The organism is Klebsiella sp. CN_Kp073, from assembly GCF_040065495.2.
Taxonomy (GTDB): Bacteria; Pseudomonadota; Gammaproteobacteria; order Enterobacterales; family Enterobacteriaceae; genus Klebsiella; species Klebsiella aerogenes.
The window spans coordinates 4,483,953-4,503,112 of record NZ_CM198051.1; the positions used below are offsets into that span (position 1 = coordinate 4,483,953).

19 protein-coding genes and 1 other annotated feature are annotated in these 19,160 nt (G+C 55.5%); of the genes, 5 read left to right on the plus strand and 14 right to left on the minus strand.

The window, feature by feature from the left end:
- The first annotated feature begins 62 nt into the window (after positions 1-62).
- On the plus strand, positions 63-836 hold the full coding sequence (gene yaaA / locus ABLV66_RS21575) for a peroxide stress protein YaaA (protein ID WP_047043922.1): 774 nt from the start codon (positions 63-65) through the stop codon (positions 834-836).
- A 38-nt stretch (positions 837-874) separates the two neighbouring features.
- Here yaaA and ABLV66_RS21580 read toward each other — a convergent pair whose 3' ends face one another.
- From ABLV66_RS21580 to yjjY, 7 genes are all read right to left on the minus strand, one after another.
- The gene (locus tag ABLV66_RS21580; RefSeq protein WP_348876896.1) at positions 875-1,174 is read right to left on the minus strand and encodes a DUF2502 domain-containing protein; all 300 of its coding nucleotides are present in this window, start codon (positions 1,172-1,174) and stop codon (positions 875-877) included.
- Positions 1,175-1,368: 194 nt separating this feature from the next.
- A complete protein-coding gene (gene thrC / locus ABLV66_RS21585) occupies positions 1,369-2,649 on the minus strand; it encodes a threonine synthase (protein ID WP_047078008.1) in 1,281 nt (426 codons plus the stop codon).
- Positions 2,650-2,652: 3 nt separating this feature from the next.
- Positions 2,653-3,582 (minus strand): homoserine kinase, encoded by a 930-nt coding sequence (gene thrB / locus ABLV66_RS21590; protein WP_045395879.1) that lies wholly within the window; start codon positions 3,580-3,582, stop codon positions 2,653-2,655.
- A gap of 1 nt (position 3,583) precedes the next feature.
- Positions 3,584-6,046, minus strand: coding sequence for a bifunctional aspartate kinase/homoserine dehydrogenase I (gene thrA / locus ABLV66_RS21595; protein ID WP_045395882.1), 2,463 nt, complete (start codon positions 6,044-6,046; stop codon positions 3,584-3,586).
- A gap of 25 nt (positions 6,047-6,071) precedes the next feature.
- Positions 6,072-6,190 (minus strand) — a sequence feature (Thr leader region).
- Complete coding sequence (gene thrL, locus ABLV66_RS21600) at positions 6,129-6,197, minus strand: thr operon leader peptide (RefSeq protein ID WP_004222578.1); 69 nt, start codon at positions 6,195-6,197, stop codon at positions 6,129-6,131. Its footprint overlaps the feature before it by 62 nt.
- A 210-nt stretch (positions 6,198-6,407) precedes the next feature.
- Positions 6,408-7,094: a tRNA/rRNA methyltransferase gene (locus ABLV66_RS21605; RefSeq protein ID WP_348876895.1), complete on the minus strand. Its 687-nt coding sequence runs from the start codon at positions 7,092-7,094 to the stop codon at positions 6,408-6,410.
- A gap of 395 nt (positions 7,095-7,489) precedes the next feature.
- Complete coding sequence (gene yjjY, locus ABLV66_RS21610; RefSeq protein WP_001541509.1) at positions 7,490-7,630, minus strand: YjjY family protein; 141 nt, start codon at positions 7,628-7,630, stop codon at positions 7,490-7,492.
- Positions 7,631-7,725: 95 nt separating this feature from the next.
- Here yjjY and arcA point away from each other — a divergent pair, with 95 nt between their 5' ends.
- Positions 7,726-8,442, plus strand: coding sequence for a two-component system response regulator ArcA (gene arcA, locus ABLV66_RS21615; RefSeq protein ID WP_002887843.1), 717 nt, complete (start codon positions 7,726-7,728; stop codon positions 8,440-8,442).
- Positions 8,443-8,507: 65 nt separating this feature from the next.
- Here the strand turns inward: arcA and creD are convergent, their stop codons facing one another.
- From creD to creA, 4 genes are read right to left on the minus strand one after another with little or no spacing between them, the layout of a single operon-like run.
- Complete coding sequence (gene creD / locus ABLV66_RS21620; protein ID WP_348876894.1) at positions 8,508-9,863, minus strand: cell envelope integrity protein CreD; 1,356 nt, start codon at positions 9,861-9,863, stop codon at positions 8,508-8,510.
- 59 nt (positions 9,864-9,922) lie between these two features.
- Positions 9,923-11,347: a two-component system sensor histidine kinase CreC gene (gene creC / locus ABLV66_RS21625; protein ID WP_316423474.1), complete on the minus strand. Its 1,425-nt coding sequence runs from the start codon at positions 11,345-11,347 to the stop codon at positions 9,923-9,925.
- Positions 11,347-12,036 carry a two-component system response regulator CreB gene (creB, locus tag ABLV66_RS21630; RefSeq protein ID WP_045395896.1) on the minus strand — a complete coding sequence of 230 codons (690 nt, stop codon included), beginning with the start codon at positions 12,034-12,036 and terminating at the stop codon, positions 11,347-11,349. Before creB ends, creC begins: the two co-directional genes overlap by 1 nt.
- Positions 12,037-12,048: 12 nt before the next feature.
- Complete coding sequence (gene creA / locus ABLV66_RS21635) at positions 12,049-12,522, minus strand: protein CreA (protein ID WP_020079661.1); 474 nt, start codon at positions 12,520-12,522, stop codon at positions 12,049-12,051.
- A 208-nt stretch (positions 12,523-12,730) separates the two neighbouring features.
- Between creA and robA the strand changes: the two genes are divergently transcribed.
- Entirely contained in the window at positions 12,731-13,600 is an 870-nt protein-coding gene (gene robA, locus ABLV66_RS21640; protein ID WP_045395899.1) for an MDR efflux pump AcrAB transcriptional activator RobA, read from the plus strand.
- Here the strand turns inward: robA and gpmB are convergent.
- Positions 13,597-14,244: a 2,3-diphosphoglycerate-dependent phosphoglycerate mutase GpmB gene (gene gpmB, locus ABLV66_RS21645; RefSeq protein WP_015368369.1), complete on the minus strand. Its 648-nt coding sequence runs from the start codon at positions 14,242-14,244 to the stop codon at positions 13,597-13,599. The genes robA and gpmB overlap by 4 nt on opposite strands.
- A gap of 113 nt (positions 14,245-14,357) precedes the next feature.
- Between gpmB and yjjX the strand changes: the two genes are divergently transcribed.
- Entirely contained in the window at positions 14,358-14,873 is a 516-nt protein-coding gene (gene yjjX, locus ABLV66_RS21650; RefSeq protein WP_045395903.1) for an inosine/xanthosine triphosphatase, read from the plus strand.
- On the opposite strand, the gene trpR is transcribed toward yjjX, so the two are convergent.
- Together trpR and sltY are read right to left on the minus strand one after the other, a co-directional pair.
- Positions 14,860-15,186: a trp operon repressor gene (trpR, locus tag ABLV66_RS21655; protein WP_015368371.1), complete on the minus strand. Its 327-nt coding sequence runs from the start codon at positions 15,184-15,186 to the stop codon at positions 14,860-14,862. The two genes, yjjX and trpR, sit on opposite strands and share 14 nt — an antisense overlap.
- Positions 15,187-15,273: 87 nt before the next feature.
- Positions 15,274-17,211, minus strand: coding sequence for a murein transglycosylase (gene sltY / locus ABLV66_RS21660; protein ID WP_047043908.1), 1,938 nt, complete (start codon positions 17,209-17,211; stop codon positions 15,274-15,276).
- A gap of 219 nt (positions 17,212-17,430) precedes the next feature.
- On the opposite strand from sltY, the gene ettA reads away from it, so the two are divergent.
- Positions 17,431-19,098 carry an energy-dependent translational throttle protein EttA gene (gene ettA / locus ABLV66_RS21665; protein WP_023291900.1) on the plus strand — a complete coding sequence of 556 codons (1,668 nt, stop codon included), beginning with the start codon at positions 17,431-17,433 and terminating at the stop codon, positions 19,096-19,098.
- Positions 19,099-19,160: the final 62 nt, after the last annotated feature.

Sequence of the window (19,160 nt, forward strand, 5' to 3'; positions counted from 1 at the left end):
AATCGCTCCCACCGTACTCTTTTTTTGTTAAAATTCGTCGAAATTCCCTGCAAGGACTGGATATGCTGATTCTGATTTCACCTGCTAAAACGCTCGATTATCAAAGCCCGCTGGCAACGACGCGCTATACCCAGCCCGAACTCCTGGAGTATTCTCAACAGCTTATCGGTATCGCCCGTAAGCTGACGGCGCCGCAAATCGGTAAGCTGATGAGCATCAGCGATAAGCTTGCCGACCTCAACGCCACCCGTTTTCACGACTGGCATCCGGACTTTACCCCGCAGAATGCCCGTCAAGCGATTCTGGCCTTCAAAGGCGACGTTTATACCGGCCTGCAGGCTGAAACCTTTAGCGAAGCGGATTTCGATTTCGCCCAGCAGCATCTGCGTATGCTATCCGGGCTTTACGGCGTGTTGCGTCCGCTGGATTTGATGCAGCCTTATCGTCTGGAGATGGGCATCAAGTTGGAAAATCCGCAGGGCAAAGATTTGTATCATTTCTGGGGCGATGTCATTACCGATAAGCTCAATCAGGCGCTGCAGGCGCAGGGCGACGATACCGTTATCAACCTGGCGTCCGATGAGTATTTTAAATCGGTAAAACCGAAAAAATTGCAGGGACAGTTGATTAAGCCGGTATTCCTCGATGAGAAAAACGGCAAATTCAAGGTGATCAGCTTCTATGCCAAAAAAGCGCGCGGCCTGATGAGCCGCTTTATCATAGAGAACCGTTTAACCCGTCCGGATCAACTGCAGGAGTTTGATAGCGAAGGTTATTTCTTTGATGCGCAGGCATCGGAGAACGGCGAACTGGTGTTTAAACGCCACGAGCAGTAAGCCTGAATGCCCCCGGTATGGCGCCGGGGGCGGAACGATTAGTCGTCGTGGTGATGCCGCTCGTAGCCATGACCATGATGGCCTTGATCGTCATCGTCATCGCGATCGTGGCGGCGATAATCATCATGCGGACGCCAGCGGTCGTCACGCCAGTCATAATGGCTCGCCCACCAGTCATGATCGCGCCAGCGATCGCCGTCCCAGTAGCGTCCATAATCATCACGGTCGCCGATTTGCAGCTTCACCGCCGGGATCAGGGTAATTTCATCTGCATGAACCAACGCAGGAGCGACCAGCAGCAGAGAAAGCGCCAGCAAAACAGGTTTCAGCATTGTCATAAGCAACCCCTTCTATTCGCCCCCATTATGGGTCGATAACAAAATATTAACCCTGCACAACTACCCTGTTTATTCTCCGCAATCTGAATTTATGCTCTTCCGCATTTATTGGTCAGTTTTACACAATCTCTCCATTTTCGGGCGTAAAAAAACCGGGCGCGGAGCCCGGTTTAACGAACAGCGGAATGGCAATGCTAGCCCATCATCAGCTTACGCAGCGCGGCGAAGTCGGCTGGGAGATTGTGCGAGAGCAGCGGCAGGTCGGCGCGGTCGGCCAGTTCTTTCGGCAGCGGCAACGTCTCCTGTAGGATCTCTTCTACGCTCTCTTTGAATTTAGCCGGATGCGCCGTTCCGAGGAATAACCCGTACTCTCCCGGCTGCAGCTGGTCGCGCAATGCGCGATAGGCAATCGCCGCATGCGGTTCCGAGGTATAGCCGATGGCTTTCAATTCACGCATGGTCGCTTTAGTGGTTTCATCATCCACCGCAGCATAACCCAGTTCATTCAGACGCCATATTTTACGGCGGAATAACTCCTCCACGCGCGGCCAGTTGTTCGGTTGGCTGACGTCCATCGCGTTAGACAGGGTCGCCTGCGTCGCCTTCGGCGCCCAGTTGCCATCCTGCAGGAAGCGCGGCACGGTGTCATTGGCGTTGGTCGCGGCAATAAAACGCTTAATCGGCAGCCCCAGCGATTTCGCCAGCAGGCCGGCAGTAAGATCGCCGAAGTTGCCGCTTGGCACCGACACCACCAGCTGATTGCGGGCTTCCTGCGGCAGCTGCGCGACCGCCTCGAAGTAGTAGCAGATCTGCGCCAGCAGGCGGCTGATGTTAATCGAGTTGGCGGAGTTGAGGCCGAGCGCCACCTTCAGCTCTTCATCGTCAAACGCCTGCTTAACCAGCGCCTGGCAGGCGTCGAAGTCGCCGTCAATCGCCACGGTTTCGATATTGCCGCCCAGGGTACAGAACAGCTTCTCCTGCAGCGGGCTGATCTTACCGCGCGGATAGAGGATAACCACTTTGACGTTCGGCAGGCCGTAGAAAGCGTGCGCCACGGCCGCGCCGGTGTCGCCGGAGGTAGCGGTCAGAATCGTCACCGGCTTATCGCCTGCGATATGCGTCAGCATCTGGGCCATAAAGCGGCCGCCAAAGTCTTTAAACGCCAGCGTCGGACCGTGGAACAGTTCCAGGCAGCCGATATCATCCTGTACTTGACTTACCGGCGCCGGGAAGGCGAACGCCGCGGCAACGCGGGCCTGTAGTTCATTCTGCGGGATCTCGTCGCCAATAAAGGCCGACAGGATTTTCGCGCTGCGGTTCACGAAATCCTGTTCCAGCATTTCGTCGATTTCGGTCAGGTTGAATTCCGGCAGATCGTGCGGAAAGAACAGCCCCTGTTGTTTGCCAAGCCCTTGCGTCACGGCCTGCGCGAAGCTGACCTGTTCGTTATGATCTTTTAAGTTATACAGTTTCATCACTTATCCCACTACTCGAGCGCCCGCCGTGTCCAGCCGGCAAATATGAACGAAGCCTTCCTGATTTTGCAGATAATGCGCGGCCAGCCAGTCGGCGACGCGCTGCGCGGTGTCCGGTTTATCGCACAACGCGAACAGCGTCGGGCCGGAGCCGGAAATACCGCAAGCCTGCGCGCCGATCTCCATCGCCGCCTGACGCGCTTCACTGAAGCCCGGCAGCAGTTTGGTACGGTACGGTTCGGCGATAACATCTTTCATTAACTTTGCCGCCAGCTGCGGCTGACGGCTATAGCAGGCGTGAATAAACCCTGCAAGGTGACGACCGTGGGCGATACAGTCCTGGCGGCGATACTGCGCCGGAAGAATCGCACGCGCTTCGGCGGTAGAGACCTTAATCCCCGGATAGGCCAGCACCCACAACCATTCATCAAAACCCGGGATCTGTTGGCTGATGATGCCATTTTCTTCGATCATCAGTTGCATACCGCCAAGGTAGCACGGTGCCACGTTATCATAGTGAACGCTGCCGGAGATGCGCCCTTCCATCTCGCCCATCAGCGCCAGCATTCGGGTTTCATTCAGCGGCTTACCACAAAACTCATTCATTGCCACCAGCGCGGCGACCACCGAACAAGCGCTGGAGCCAAGGCCCGAGCCGATCGGCATATTTTTTTCCAGGGTCATCGCCACCGGAACCGTTTTACCGATCTCGCGGCAAAAGGCTTCCCAGCATTGATAAACGATATTTTCCTGCGGCGCCGACGGTAATTTGCCGGCGAAGCGGCCTACATTACGTAGGCTAAACTCCGCCGCCGTCTCTACCGAGACGTTATCCCCCAGCAAGGTGCCGTCAACCGGCGTCACCGCGGCTCCCAGCACATCAAAACCGACGCTCATATTGGCACTGGAAGCCGGGGCGTATACTTTGACCATCTTAAACTCCTAACTTCCATGACAGGGTGCGTAGCAGGTCGGCGAACACGCCAGCCGCCGTCACGTCATTCCCCGCGCCATAGCCGCGCAGCACCAGCGGCAGAGGCTGATAATAGTGGCTGTAAAATGCCAACGCGTTCTCGCCGTTTTTCACCTTGAACAGCGGATCGTTGCCGTCGACTTCGGCGATTTTCACCCGGCAGACGCCATCTTCTTCAATATTGCCGACGTAGCGTAAGACTTTACCCTCGTCGCGCGCTTTAGCAACCCGCGAGGCGAATTGATCGTCAAGCGTCGGCAGTCGCGCCATAAAGCTTTCGACATCGCCGCTGGCGTCAAAGTCGGCAGGCAGCGCAGGCTCAACGATAATATCCGAGAGCTCCAGCTCGCGCCCGGTTTCGCGGGCAAGGATCAGCAGCTTGCGCGCCACATCCACGCCGGAAAGATCGTCGCGCGGGTCCGGTTCGGTATAGCCCATCTCGCGCGCCAGTTTAGTGGCTTCAGAAAGGCTCATGCCCTCATCCAGCTTACCAAAAATAAAGGAAAGCGAGCCGGAGAGGATCCCGGAAAAATGCACCAGCTCATCACCAGCGTTCAGCAGATTCTGCAGGTTTTCAATGACCGGCAGACCCGCGCCGACGTTGGTGTCGTAGAGGAACTTGCGCCGCGAGCTGCTGGCGGCGTGACGCAACTGGTGATAGTAATCCAGCGAAGAGGTATTGGCCTTTTTATTCGGCGTCACCACATGGAACCCTTCACGCAGGAAGTCAGCGTACTGATCGGCCACCGCCTGGCTGGAGGTACAATCGACGATAACCGGGTTCAGCAGGTGATACTCTTTCACCAGACGGATTAAACGGCCCAGATTAAAGGGCTCTTTCGCTTCCGCGAGTTCGCTACGCCAGTTTTCCAGATTCAAGCCATGGACGTTCGTCAGCAGCGCCTGTGAATTGGCGACGCCGCATACGCGCAGATCGATATGCTTGCCCTTCAACCAGCTCTGCTGGCGCTTAATCTGTTCGATTAATGCGCCGCCGACGCCGCCGACGCCAATCACGAAGACTTCGATGACCTGGTCGGTGTTAAACAGCATCTGATGCGTGACGCGCACGCCGGTAGTCGCGTCGTCGTTGCTGACGACCACCGAAATTGAACGCTCGGAAGAGCCCTGGGCAATCGCCACGATATTAATATTGGCGCGCGCCAGCGCGGCGAAGAATTTCGCCGAGATACCGCGCAGCGTGCGCATTCCATCGCCCACGACGGAGATGATCGCCAGCCGCTCCATGATTGACAGCGGCTCCAGCAGCCCTTCTTTCAGTTCGAGATAAAATTCCTCTTCCATCACTCGCTTCGCCCGCGCGCTGTCGCTTTGCGGCACGCAGAAGCTGATGCTGTATTCCGAAGAAGATTGGGTAATCAGCACCACGGAGATACCGGCGCGGGACATGGTGGCGAAAACGCGCGCCGCCATACCGACCATGCCTTTCATTCCCGGCCCGGAAACGTTGAACATGGCCATATTGTTAAGATTAGAGATCCCTTTTACCGGCAGGCCGTCTTCATCAAGGCTGGCGCCGATAAGCGTCCCCGGCGCCTGCGGATTACCGGTATTTTTAATCAGGCAGGGGATCTGGAACTGGGCGATGGGAGCGATAGTGCGCGGATGCAGCACCTTCGCGCCGAAATAGGAGAGCTCCATCGCTTCCTGATAAGACATGGATTTCAGCAGCCGCGCATCCGGTACCTGACGCGGGTCGCAGGTATAGACGCCATCAACGTCGGTCCAGATTTCGCAGCAGTCGGCGCGCATACAGGCTGCCAACACGGCAGCGGAGTAATCAGAACCATTACGCCCGAGAACCACCAGCTCACCCTTTTCGTTACCGGCGGTAAAGCCGGCCATCAGCACCATGTGGTCTGCCGGGATTTGGCTGGCGGCGATACGGCGGGTAGATTCAGCAATATCAACAGTGGATTCAAGGTAGTGGCCGACGGCCAACAACTTTTCGACCGGATTAATCACGCTGACCTTGTGGCCGCGCGCTTCCAGCAGCGCCGCCATGATAGCGATAGAGAGCTTTTCACCGCGGCAGATCAGCGAGGCATTAACGCCGTCCGGGCACTGGCCCAGCAGGCTGATACCGTGCAACACGTGTTTAATCTGCGCGAATTCCTGGTCTACGAAAGTTTTCAGCTGTGCGAGCGGGAAGCCTGGTTGAATGTCGGCCAGCCCCTGCAGCAGGTCGGCAAAAATGCGTTCAGCGTCGGCGATATTGGTAAGAGCGTCCTGACCGCTAATGGTTTTTTCAATCATTGCGACCAGATGGTTGGTGATTTTCGCCGGGGCAGACAGCACGGTCGCAACCTGCCCCTGCCTGGCATTGCTCTCCAGGATATCGGCAACCCGCAGAAAACGTTCTGCATTTGCCACTGATGTACCGCCGAACTTCAACACTCGCATGGTTCTTACCCCTTGATCTCTTGTCAAAAAAAAAGCCCGCACTGTTCAGGTGCGGGCTTTTTTCTGTTGTTTCCTGTACGCGTCAGCCCGCACCGTTACCTGTGGTAATGGTGGTGGTGATAATGGTGGTAATCATGCCGATGCGATTCATGGATGTTGTGTACTCTGTATTTTTATCTGTCTTGTGTCCTGCCTATATTGGTTAAAGTATCTGCCTGCTTAAGTCAACGAATTTCTAAATTGGCGACGTTTCAACCAACACCGTCATTACGCCACAGCGCCCCGATATTTCCGCCGCATTGCCAGACGGTTGCCGTTGAAATTAGTACATTCAACCATAAAAATTACTTATCACAGGATTTTATTCAGATAGTTTTTTTTCAATATCATGCAGCAATCGATGCAACATGGCGGTGTCGCGCTGTTGTAACAGGCCGATCCGCTGCTGTAGCCAGTCGGCCAGTTTTATGTCGTCATCGACACCCAAGCGTCCAAGTAGCGAAAGCGTCCGCTGACGTAGCGCCTGCAATTGTTTTTCGTCGGTTTCAGGCGCCTGAACCGCAGTCTGCTGCTGCAGCGAGCTCAGCTGATAGCAATACACCATTACCGACTGCCCAAGATTCAAGGAGGGATAATCGGCGACCATCGGCACGCCGGTAAGCACATCGGCCAGCGCCAGTTCATCGTTAGTTAATCCGGAATCTTCACGGCCAAAGACCAGCGCCGTATGTTTCATCCATTGCGCTTTTTCTTCCAGCAGCGGTAGCAACTGCTGCGGCGTGGCGTAGTAGTGAAAACGCGCGCGACTGCGGGCGGTAGTGGCGACGGCAAAGTCGACATCGTGCAGGGCCTGCTCAAGCGTCGGATAGGTTTTTATATTATCTAAAATATCTCCCGAACCATGCGCAACCCAGCGCGCGGCGGGCTGCAGATGCGCTTCGCTATCGACAATCCGCAGTTCGCTGAATCCCATGGTTTTCATCGCTCGCGCCGCCGCGCCGACGTTTTCAGCCCTCGCGGGGGCCACTAAAATGATCGATAAACGCATTATGCTTCCCTTATCCACTTACGCGGCGTGACTCTGCGGTCTCCCCCATTTTACGCGGCGAAAATTTACAAATTTGCAACAAAAATCACTAAAAATGAGCTTTATTACTCTTAAAAAAAACTAAACTGTTCACATTGGACACCAATACGGAGTATGTTAACAGAACGCATTTATCCATATGTTTGGCAATGATATTTCAGTTTTCATTTGTCTACGGGCTTTGGATTCATTGCATTTATTAATTCATAGCTGCAACTAATTGAGCTGTGTAAGAAATGTGACGATAAATCGCAAATCGATGCAATGATTTCACAAGACTGTTAACGTGCTACAATTGAACTTGATATATGTCAACGAAGCGTAGTTTTATTGGGTGTTCGGCCTCTCTTAGCCTGTTATGTTGCTGTTAAAATGGTTAGGATGACAGCCGTTTTTGACACCGTCGGGTCCAGAGGGAAAGTACCCACGACCAAGCTAATGATGTTGTTGACGTTGATGGAAAGTGCATCAAGAACGCAATTACGTACTTTAGTCATGTTACGCCGGACATGTTAATTTGTGGCATGTACCAGGCAGGTCAGGGACTTTGGTACTTCCTGTTTCGATTTAGTTGGCAATTTAGGTAGCAAACATGCAGACCCCGCACATTCTTATCGTTGAAGACGAGTTGGTAACACGCAACACGTTAAAAAGTATTTTCGAAGCAGAAGGTTATGATGTATTCGAAGCGACCGATGGCGCGGAAATGCATCAGATCCTGTCTGAAAATGATATCAACCTGGTGATCATGGATATCAACCTGCCAGGTAAAAATGGTCTTCTGCTCGCGCGTGAACTGCGTGAGCAGGCTGACGTCGCGCTGATGTTCCTTACCGGCCGCGACAACGAAGTTGATAAAATTCTTGGCCTCGAAATCGGCGCCGATGACTATATCACTAAACCGTTTAACCCGCGTGAACTGACTATCCGCGCGCGTAACCTGCTCTCCCGTACCATGAACCTGGGTACCGTGAGCGAAGAGCGTCGCAGCGTTGAGAGCTACAAGTTCAACGGTTGGGAACTGGATATCAACAGCCGTTCATTGGTGAGCCCAAACGGCGAGCAGTACAAGCTGCCGCGTAGCGAATTCCGCGCGATGCTGCACTTCTGCGAAAACCCGGGCAAAATCCAGTCACGCGCAGAGCTGCTGAAGAAAATGACCGGTCGCGAGCTGAAGCCGCATGACCGTACCGTGGACGTGACCATTCGTCGCATTCGTAAGCATTTCGAATCCACGCCGGATACTCCGGAAATCATCGCCACGATTCACGGTGAAGGTTACCGTTTCTGCGGCGATCTGCAGGAATAATTCTGGTTATCCCGCAGCTATAATGCAAAAACAGCGCCTTCTGGCGCTGTTTTTTTATGCTACTTTTACTTCCAGATACGTAGCGTGTCGTCATCCTTGCTTTGCGGTTTTTCCGGTTTGCTCTGCGGTAGAGATAAGGCATACCAGTCCACGCGGCGGGTCAGGAACATCAACGCGCACAGCGCCAGCAGTAGCACCCCGGTGCCGAGCAGCAGCGCGCTATCCTCAGAACGCAGCAGTAGCCACATCACGCCATCCAGCAGCAGCAGCGCCACGACGAATAACAGACTATTACGCCACCCTTTCAGTACCGCCTGTAAATAAATACCGTTGATTACCGCGCCAATCAGGCTGGCTATCGCCCAGGCTCGGGTAAAGCCAATATGCTCAGAGAGCGCCAGCAACACGAGGTAGAACATCACCAGCGATAAGCCGACCAGCAGATACTGCATCGGATGCAGACGACGATGCGTCAGGCTCTCGAAAACGAAGAAGGCCATAAAAGTCAGTGCGATTAACAAGATGGCGTATTTAGTCGCCCGGTCGGTGAGCTGATATTGATCGGCCTGCGACATCACGTCCACGCTAAAGGCGGGTAAACGCGACCACTCAATATCGGTGTCATCGGCGAAATAGTTGCCCATATTGTTGGCAAACCAACTGCTCTGCCAATGCGCGCTATAACCCGAGGCGCTCACTTCGCGTTTCGTAGGCAGGAATCTGCCAAGGAATCCTGGATGCGGCCAGTTACTGGTTAGCTGAAGCTCGCTGTTGCGGCCCAACGGTACAACGGAGAAGCCGCCGGTACCGTTAAGATTGAGGGTAAAAGCAATATCCAGCGGTTTATTGCCTGCGCTTAACGCCGGCATCGGCATATGAATACCTACCCCGCCGCCGTTCAATCCCAATCCCGGTTCAACGGTCAGTGCCGTACCGTCAATTACCGGCGCGTTGATAACGCCGATGCCGCGGGCATCGCTCACGCTAAGCACTAAAAACGGTTTTCCTAAATTGATATTTGCCTTTTTCAGCTCTTTCAGCCGCGAAGGATCGAACTGCGCCTGAATTTGCAGCGCATTATGCCAGACCTGCCCACTGTATATGCCGACTTTTCTCGACTCCACATTTTGCACACCGTTAACCGTCAGCGTTTCCGGTAGCCAGTAGTAGATCCAGCGACGCTGATATTCGACCTCTTTTTGATTCTCCATACGAAATAGCGTCTCGGTCACCGGGATAGCAACCAGCGGCCCCGTCAGCTTTTGTGAACCGCTGGTACTGTGCTCTATCGCATCCACTACATCGCTGCGATAGTCCGCACGCTCGCTAATAAGCGCTCTGACCATCATCAGCGGCACGGACAACAGCAAAATACAGCCCAACAGCGTACTAATTTTCCAGAATAATGGTGATTTCATCATAGCCTTCTCCCTATCGTGATGGGCTCACTGTAGGGCGGCTATGTGCAGTGTGTTTGAAGCTATGTGAAGGGACGGTGAAGTTGTAACGTCGCGACAACGCCGCCTTCAGGGCGATTACGCAGGCTAATATCACCCTGATGCAGACGCGCCACCTCACGCACAAACGCCAGTCCTAAACCGCTGCTCTTATGGCCATCTTCCCGCGGCAGCGAGTAAAAGCGTTCAAAGAGGCGCGCCAGCGCAAAGTCAGGAATACCGCGACCGTTATCCGTCACGCTTAGCTGCGCCTCTTCGTGGCACGTCTCCACCGCCAGAGCGATTTCACCGCCGCGGGGGGTAAAGTCAATCGCATTATCGATAAGATTGCCCAGCGCCTGCGCCAGTAGTTCGCTATCGCCATTCACCGTTACCCCGCTCTTCTGCCAGCGCAGGGTGATGGCTTTCGCCTCCAGAGCAATGTCGCGTTCATCCGCCAGACGTTGGAAAAGCGCATCAACCGAAACCAACTGCGGCGTTATCTCCAGCCGATTTTCCAGCCGCGCCTGTTGCAGCAGTTTTTCCACCAGCAGCTGCATGCGCGTATTCTGCGCAAGAATATTTGCCGTGAAACGCGCGGCGACCTCAGGCGGCGGCCCCTCGCGCAAGATCTCCGCCGCACCGCGGATCGCCGCCAGCGGGCTTTTGAGTTCATGAGTGAGATCGTAGACATAGTTTTCGATCGCGTTCTTGCCTTCGAGCTTCACGCGCATGCTCTCCAGCGCCTGCGCCAGCTTGCTTAACTCGCTACTGCCAACGTTCGGCAGAGGCAACGGACGCTCGGCAGTCACCGAATCGGCGTAACGCACCAGTTTGCCAATAGAGAAGTTAATCCACCAGACCATCCCGGCGCCGATCAGTAAAGCAATCCCCAGCAGCGCGCCACCGGCCCACAATATCCGCCGCTCGCTGCGTTTAATCACCGGCGTCATTGCCAGATTAGGTTTACCAACGCTGACCACGCCGATGATACGCCCGTTATCCATCACCGGCGCGGCAATGTACATGACGGAGCTATTATCATCATTGGGGTCACTGCGCGAACTGCGGGCGCCGTACTGGCCGCGCAGGGTCAGCCAGACGTCATTCCAGCGCGAATAATCCTGGCCAACCGCCTCCCCGCTGGAGTCAAACACCACTTTCCCCTGAGCATCCGTCAGATAGACGCGATACTCATTGCGCATTTTCCTGATACCGCTGATATTGGCGTTGATGGGCTGCTGATTAAGCGACTGAAAGGCCTGCGCCAGCCGCCCCTGCTGCGGATTTACCGAAAGAAGATCCTCCCGGGCCAGCGCCGCCAATAGCGTTGCGGTATCGTTAAGCGTGCCTTCCGTTGCCCGGCGCACGCCCGGTTTGACTTCCTGCACAAAGATAGAGAGCACAAACCACGCGGCAATGCCGACAATCAAGAAATACCCCAGTAACAGGCGCATCCCGATACGCATCAATAGCCCCCCAGGCTATAGCCCAGACCGCGATGCGTATTAATCGGGTTAATATCAGGATTCACCGCCCGCAGCTTGGCGCGTAGGGTTTTGATATGGGTATCGACGGTACGATCGATACTCTCGTAAGCATCGCTCCACACTCGCTCCATCAACTGCTGGCGAGAGAACACGCGACCTGGGGCGTTAATGAGGGTTTTCAACAGCAGGAATTCGTAACGCGTCAGGCTCAGCGGTTGACCATACCAGCTAATTGTCATCGCCAGCTCATCCAACACGAACTCGCCAACGCGCACCACCGGCGAAGGGGTAGAAAATTTCTGCAGGCGACGCAGAACGGTACGCACCCGCGCGCAGACTTCGCGCGGCGAAAACGGTTTGGCGATGTAGTCGTCAGCGCCAATTTCCAGCCCCAGCAGCTTATCAACCTCTTCGCTGCGTGCGGTCAAAAACAGTACTGGCAATGCCTGATGGCGCGCCAGCAGTCGTCGGCATAGTTCAAAGCCGCTAATATCCGGCAAGCCGACGTCGAGGATCGCTAAATCCGGGCTCTGATGCAGCGCCGCATCAAGCGCGGGCAACCCGCGCTCGAAGACGGTCACGTCGAATCCTTCCTGCTGCAGCATGTAAACAAGGGTATCGGCGATACTCTGTTCATCCTCAACTAACCAAATCCGTGGCTGTTGCATTGTGACTCCCGTTTATTTATTCCACGGCATGATCGGCACGGCGCTGATGGCATTCTTCGGCGAGCCGTCGACCACTTTATCCGAATAGGTCAGGTACACCAGCGCATTGCGTTTAGCGTCATAGAAGCGTACGACCTGCAGTTTTTTGAACACCAGCGAGGTACGTTTCTGGAATACCACATCGCCCTGGCTTTTGCCGTTTTTGATTTTATCCGTCAACTCAATCGGCCCGACCTGCTGGCAGGAGATGGCGGCGTCTGAGGTATCTTCCGCCAGCCCCAGCCCGCCTTTAATGCCGCCTGTTTTTGCCCGGCTAATATAGCAGGTGACGTTTTGTACATCGGGATCGTCGAAGGCTTCGACCACGATTTTATGATCCGGCCCCAGCCATTTAAATACCGTATCGACGGAGCCGATTTGCTCGGCGTGCGCCAGTTGGCCTGCGGCCAGCAAGAACAAACCTGCCACTAACTTCTTGTATTTCATATTGTTACCATTTCTTAAAATTCCGCTGCGTGATAATCACAAACGCTGTGGAAAAGGTTTAAAGATCACAGCTTTACAAAATTACCGACGATATCCACCAGATAATCGCATTTATAAGCAAAAAAAACACTGAATGCTAAAACATCAAAAAATGCTATTATCCGCTACCTTAATATAGGTACCTGAGTTTAAAGGATGGGGACATTTTATGGATCAAGCTGGGATTATTCGCGATCTCCTGAGCTGGCTGGAAGGTCACCTGGATCAGCCCCTCTCGTTGGATAATGTGGCGGCGAAGGCAGGTTATTCCAAGTGGCATTTGCAACGTATGTTTAAAGACGTCACGGGTCAAGCTATCGGTGCCTATATTCGCGCACGCCGTCTCTCCAAATCCGCCGTGGCGCTACGCCTGACCGCACGCCCGATTCTCGACATCGCGCTGCAGTATCGCTTCGATTCTCAACAGACGTTCACCCGCGCCTTTAAAAAACAGTTTAATTTGACCCCAGCGCTCTACCGCCGTTCTCCGGACTGGAGCTCGTTCGGTATGCGTCCGCCGCTGCGGCTCGGCGAATTTACCATGCCGAAGCATGAGTTTGTGACCCTGAGCACCACGCAACTGGTCGGCGTGACCCAAAGCTATACCTGTAAGCTTGAAGAGATTTCTGAATTCCGTAACCAGATGCGCGTTCAGTTCTGGCGCGAATTCCTCGGCAATGCGCCCAGCATTCCGCCAACGCTGTACGGCCTGCATGAACCGCGTCCAAGTCTGGAAAAAGATGACGAACAGGAGGTGTTCTACACCACCGCGCTAACGCCGGAGATGGCGAACGGGCACCTGCATAACTCTCATCCGGTGATTCTGGAAGGCGGCGAGTATGTAATGTTCACTTACGAAGGATTAGGCACCGGGCTGCAGGAGTTTATCCTGACGGTATACGGCACCTGTATGCCGATGCTGAACCTCACCCGCCGCAAAGGCCTGGATATTGAGCGCTTCTATCCGGAAGATGATAACCGGAACCAGGCCACGCCAATTCAGCTGCGCTGCGAATACCTGATTCCGATTCGTCGTTAACGCTGTAGTTCGTCCATCGCGGGGGCATCGAGATGCGAAACGTCCCCCGCGGTCTCCACCACCCATCCTGACGCCAGCCACGGGCTCTGCTGATAATCAACGCGTGAAATCGAACAGTTGCGCAGGCGCAGACGGCGCTCCGCATAAGCAGGCAGCCCGAGGATTGTGCTCACCAGACAGCCCAGAGCCATCCCATGACTCACCAGCAGCGGCCGGCTACCTGGCGGTAATTCCAGACAGGATGATAGCGCCGCGCGCATACGCTCGCTCAGCTCCTGCATGGATTCGCCCTGCGGTATGCGCCCATCCGGCGTACCGTTGACCAACTGACGGCGCCAGCCCTCTTCTTCCTCACTAAGCGAGTCGATATGGCGCTTCTCCAGCACCCCCATATCCAGCTCGCGCAGGCGCGGATCGGTAACGACGCCGCAGCCGCAGGCTTCAGCGATAATTTCTGCCGTGCGGCGGGTACGTCCGAGGTCGCTGGCGATAATATGGGTGATCCCCAACGTTCTGGCGCGCTCGCCCACCTGCCATGCCTGGCGCTCGCCGTGAGCGGTCAGTGGGCTATCGGACTGGCCTTGAATACGTCGCTCGGCGTTCCACTGCGTTTCACCGTGGCGAACAAGGTATACCTGTAACATGCTTATTTTCCGTTCTGAACCCTTCATCAATCGACGATCGGCGCTATCGGCTACCGCCAGAGTGATTTAGAGTATACTGCGATGACGTTAATTAATTCTGAGTTGTTTTGATTATGCACCATGTTGTCTCAGCTACCACTAATCCCGCCAAAATTCAGGCAATTCTGCAGGCTTTTAACGAGATCTTCGGCGAAGGATCCTGCCACATTGAGTCCGTCGCCGTCGAGAGCGGCGTGCCGGAACAGCCCTTCGGCAGCGAGGAAACGCGGGCTGGCGCACGAAATCGCGTCGCTAATGCCCGTATCGCGCAGCCGCAAGCCGATTTTTGGGTGGCGATAGAAGCCGGGATCGATGAAGGCAGCACCTTCAGTTGGGTGGTAATTGAGAGCCAGCAGCAGCGCGGCGAAGCGCGCTCGGCAACCCTGCCGCTGCCGGAAGTCATTCTTGCGCAGGTTCGCGCCGGGGAAGCGCTGGGGCCGGTCATGTCGCAGCATACCGGTATCGATGAGATAGGCCGCAAAGAGGGCGCTATTGGCGTCTTTACCGGCGGCAAGCTGACGCGCAGCAGCGTCTACCATCAGGCGGTCGTGCTGGCACTCAGCCCATTCCATAACGCTATTTATCGTTAAGCAGGGTCTGTTCCAGCCACTGGCGTAGCTCTACCGGCGCCGATTTCAGGCTATTCGAACCGCGGGTAATGGTGGCAATACCGGCGCCGAGTTCGTTTTTGAGCTCGCGCTGGCTCATCTCGCCGCGCAGCAACTCTTCAATAATACGCACCCGGGTGCCCAGCGCTTCGCGCTCGTCGGGCGTCAGCATCAGCTGCAGTAACGGCAGGTGAAGGTCTTCGGCGTAAGCTTGCTGCAGCAGCGCCACGAAACGTAGCCACTCCTGATGACGTTGTTCGGCCACGGCCGCTGAATAGGGAGATTGTTGGGTCATGTTACGTCGCCATGTTGAGACGGGCAGCCAGGCTGCCCGTCGAATGTACTCATCAACGAGTACAAAGAATAACATACTTCCGAACAATCAGTAACGCTGTTGCCATTCGGCGTCGCTCAGCAAGTTATCCTGCTTGCCCATAAAGTAGCGGTAATAGGCATCGTAAGAGAGGACGTTTTTTACATAGCCGCGGGTTTCCGAGAACGGAATACTCTCGACAAATGCCACCGCATCGATGCGCCCGGCGCTATTGCCCTGCCAGGTTCGCACGCGTCCAGGCCCGGCGTTATAGGCGGCGGAAGCGTAAATACGGTTATTGCCGAACTGCTGGTAGACGTACTGCAGATAGCTGGTACCAATGTTGATATTGGTTTCCGGATCCAGCAGCTGCGACGGGCCGCTATAGCCAGGAATGCTGAACATGCTAACGGTATGCGTCGCGGTGCCCGGCATAATCTGCATCAAGCCGCTGGCGCCGACCGGTGAACGCACTTTCGGGTTCCAGGCGCTCTCCTGACGCGCAATCGCCATCGCGTAGCTCTGCGGAATATCTTTGCCGCTAATATAACGCGCGAACAGATCGTTGTACGCCAGCGGGAAGCGCTCTTCCAGCTGATCCCACAATTTACCGGCGATCGTCGCCTGTACGCTAAGATCCCACCAGTGTTGATCAAAAGCGTAACGCGCCAGCTGCGCCTGCTGCGATTTGGTCCGGCTGCTCACCAGGTTCGCCCATTCGCTGCGCGCGGTGTTGTCCATGTTCCAGTACATCAGCTCGCGAACGCGCGCCATCTCAGGGCCAGAGGCCAGCGCCGGGTCGATAGTGCCGGAGGCTTTATCAATGCGGAAGGTGTACTCTTCGCCCAGACGCTGAGCGGCAACCATCGGATAGAAGCCGCGCTGCTGCATCAGCGAATGCAAGATGGCTTTCGCTTCGTCATCGCGCCCGCGCTCCAGCAGCAGATCCGCCTGCCAGTAGCGCCACTCGTCTTTCTCTTTCGCCTCCATCGGCAGACGCGCCAGCCAGGTGTTCAGCCCATGACGATCGCCGTTGCCGAGCGCCATACGAACCCGGCGTTCCACAAGCGGGGTCGATTGCGAACGCATGATCGCGTCATCGCGCCACTCCGCCTGCGCTTCGGTCACATCGCTGCCCATCAGGCGCCAGGCGACGATATCGCGCAGCTCCTGGGTTTGATCCTCATTCAACTGCTGCGCCTGCACCAGCGATGGGATCATCAGACGGGCGTTTTCCACATCCTGACGCGCGACGCTGGCAAAAGCGACCGCCGCCATCTGGCGGGTAAAGTCGGTGGCCCCGGTGGTGCGGGCAAAGGTCATCACGCTATTAGGATCGTTGGCCAACGCCACCACCGCCGAAGAGATGCTCTGATAGTTTGACGGCATCTGCTGAGCAAGCACGCGGACCAGGCTGGTATTGCCGGCCTTCATCGCCAGGCGGATTCGTTCGAGATAGGCCAGCGGATCCTGCTGCCCGGAATCGCGCCATGCGCTAAACAGCGGATCGCAGGCATTTGGCTGGCTCTTACCGGTCAGCCACAGCTCTTTCGCCCCGCTCCACGCTTCCTGCGATTGGCCGACGCTGAGTTTAGCGTAGTAGTAGTTACACTGCGCTTCGGTTGTCGCCGGTTTATCCGGGCTGAACGCCAGTAAGCCTCGCCAGTCGGTACGCCGCGCCAACTCATTAACAAAGCGTGATTTCAGCGAACGCGCCGCCGGTAGCGTCGGGTTCGCCGCAATGAAATTAGTGACCACCAGCGGCGGCTGGTTCATCAGGTCATCGGTAATTTGTCGATATTGCAGGTAGGGATACAGCGGATAGCTGCTGAGCGTGGGCATCAACTGGTTGACGACATCCATCTGGCGGTTGTCCCACGCCTGTTTAATTTGAGCATAGCGGCTGCGCTGTTCATCCAGTGAATCCGCATGCGCCAGCTGGCTTAGCGTCAGCAGACTCACGCCGGCAGCCAGAAGACGCCATGCCGTAGTTTTGGCTTTTTCCACAAGCTCTTCCTCTAGTTTGGTGCATCACCGCGGCATCGTGCCGCTTCAAAAAAATCAGGTATTGCTTAGTTATGCTAATCAGACAACTGAAAACATGCCATGTCCTGAACATTTTTTTACGCTTCTGTGAATCCTGTCGCCTCGCTGGGATTACCGCGCGAAAAAGGCTACACTTCGCCTTTGAACTATCTATCAGAATAGAAAGAGGCGAAGTCCAACGTGGCTCAATTCGTTTATACCATGCATCGTGTCGGCAAAGTGGTTCCGCCGAAACGTCATATTTTGAAAAATATCTCCCTCAGTTTCTTCCCTGGCGCGAAAATCGGTGTTCTCGGTCTGAACGGCGCCGGTAAATCTACCCTGCTGCGCATCATGGCCGGTATCGACACCGAGATCGAAGGTGAAGCGCGCCCGCAGCCCGGGATCAAAATCGGCTACCTGCCGCAGGAGCCGCAGCTGAATCCGGAGCACACCGTACGCGAATCCGTTGAAGAAGCGGTCGCCGAAGTGGTTAACGCGCTGAAAGGCCTGGACGAAGTTTATGCCAAATACGCCGAGCCGGATGCCGACTTCGATAAGCTTGCCGCGCAACAGGGCAAGTTCGAAGAGATCATCCAGGCGCACGACGGCCATAACCTGAACGTGCAGCTGGAGCGTGCGGCCGATGCCCTACGCCTGCCGGACTGGGATGCGAAAATCGCCAATCTTTCCGGTGGTGAACGCCGCCGCGTCGCGCTGTGCCGCCTGCTGCTGGAAAAACCAGACATGCTGCTGCTCGACGAACCGACCAACCACCTCGACGCCGAGTCCGTCGCCTGGCTGGAGCGCTTCCTGCACGATTTCGAAGGCACCGTAGTGGCGATTACCCACGACCGTTACTTCCTCGATAACGTCGCCGGCTGGATCCTCGAGCTTGACCGCGGCGAAGGTATTCCGTGGGAAGGCAACTACTCCTCCTGGCTGGAGCAGAAAGATCAGCGTCTGGCGCAGGAAGCTTCTCAGGAAGCCGCACGCCGCAAATCTATCGAGAAAGAACTAGAGTGGGTTCGCCAGGGCGCGAAAGGCCGTCAGTCTAAGGGCAAAGCCCGTCTGGCGCGCTTTGAAGAGCTTAACAACGTCGAATACCAGAAACGTAACGAGACCAACGAACTGTTCATTCCGCCAGGAGCGCGTCTGGGCGATAAAGTTCTGGAAGTCAGCAATCTGCGCAAATCTTACGGCGACCGCGTACTGATTGACGATCTGAGCTTCTCCGTACCGAAAGGCGCTATCGTTGGTATCATCGGTCCGAACGGCGCGGGTAAATCTACCCTGTTCCGCATGATGTCCGGCCAGGAACAGCCTGATTCCGGCACCATCACGCTGGGTGAAACCGTTAAGCTGGCCTCCGTCGATCAGTTCCGTGACGCGATGGACAACAGCAAGACCGTTTGGGAAGAAGTGTCCGGCGGCCTGGATATCATGAAGATCGGCAACACAGAGATGCCAAGCCGCGCCTACGTTGGCCGCTTTAACTTCAAAGGCGTCGACCAGGGCAAACGCGTTGGCGAGCTGTCCGGCGGTGAACGCGGTCGTCTGCACCTGGCGAAGCTGCTGCAGGTCGGCGGTAACGTACTGCTGCTCGATGAACCGACCAACGACCTGGATATCGAAACCCTGCGCGCGCTGGAAAACGCCCTGCTGGAGTTCCCGGGCTGCGCCATGGTTATCTCGCACGACCGCTGGTTCCTTGACCGTATTGCGACCCACATTCTGGATTACCAGGATGAAGGTAAAGTTGAGTTCTTCGAAGGTAACTTTACCGAGTACGAAGAGTACAAGAAACGCACCCTCGGCGCCGATGCGCTGGAGCCGAAGCGTATCAAGTACAAACGTATCTCAAAATAAAATACAAAAAGGCAACGCAAGTTGCCTTTTTTAATGTTTGCTCCCTCTCCCATTGGGAGAGG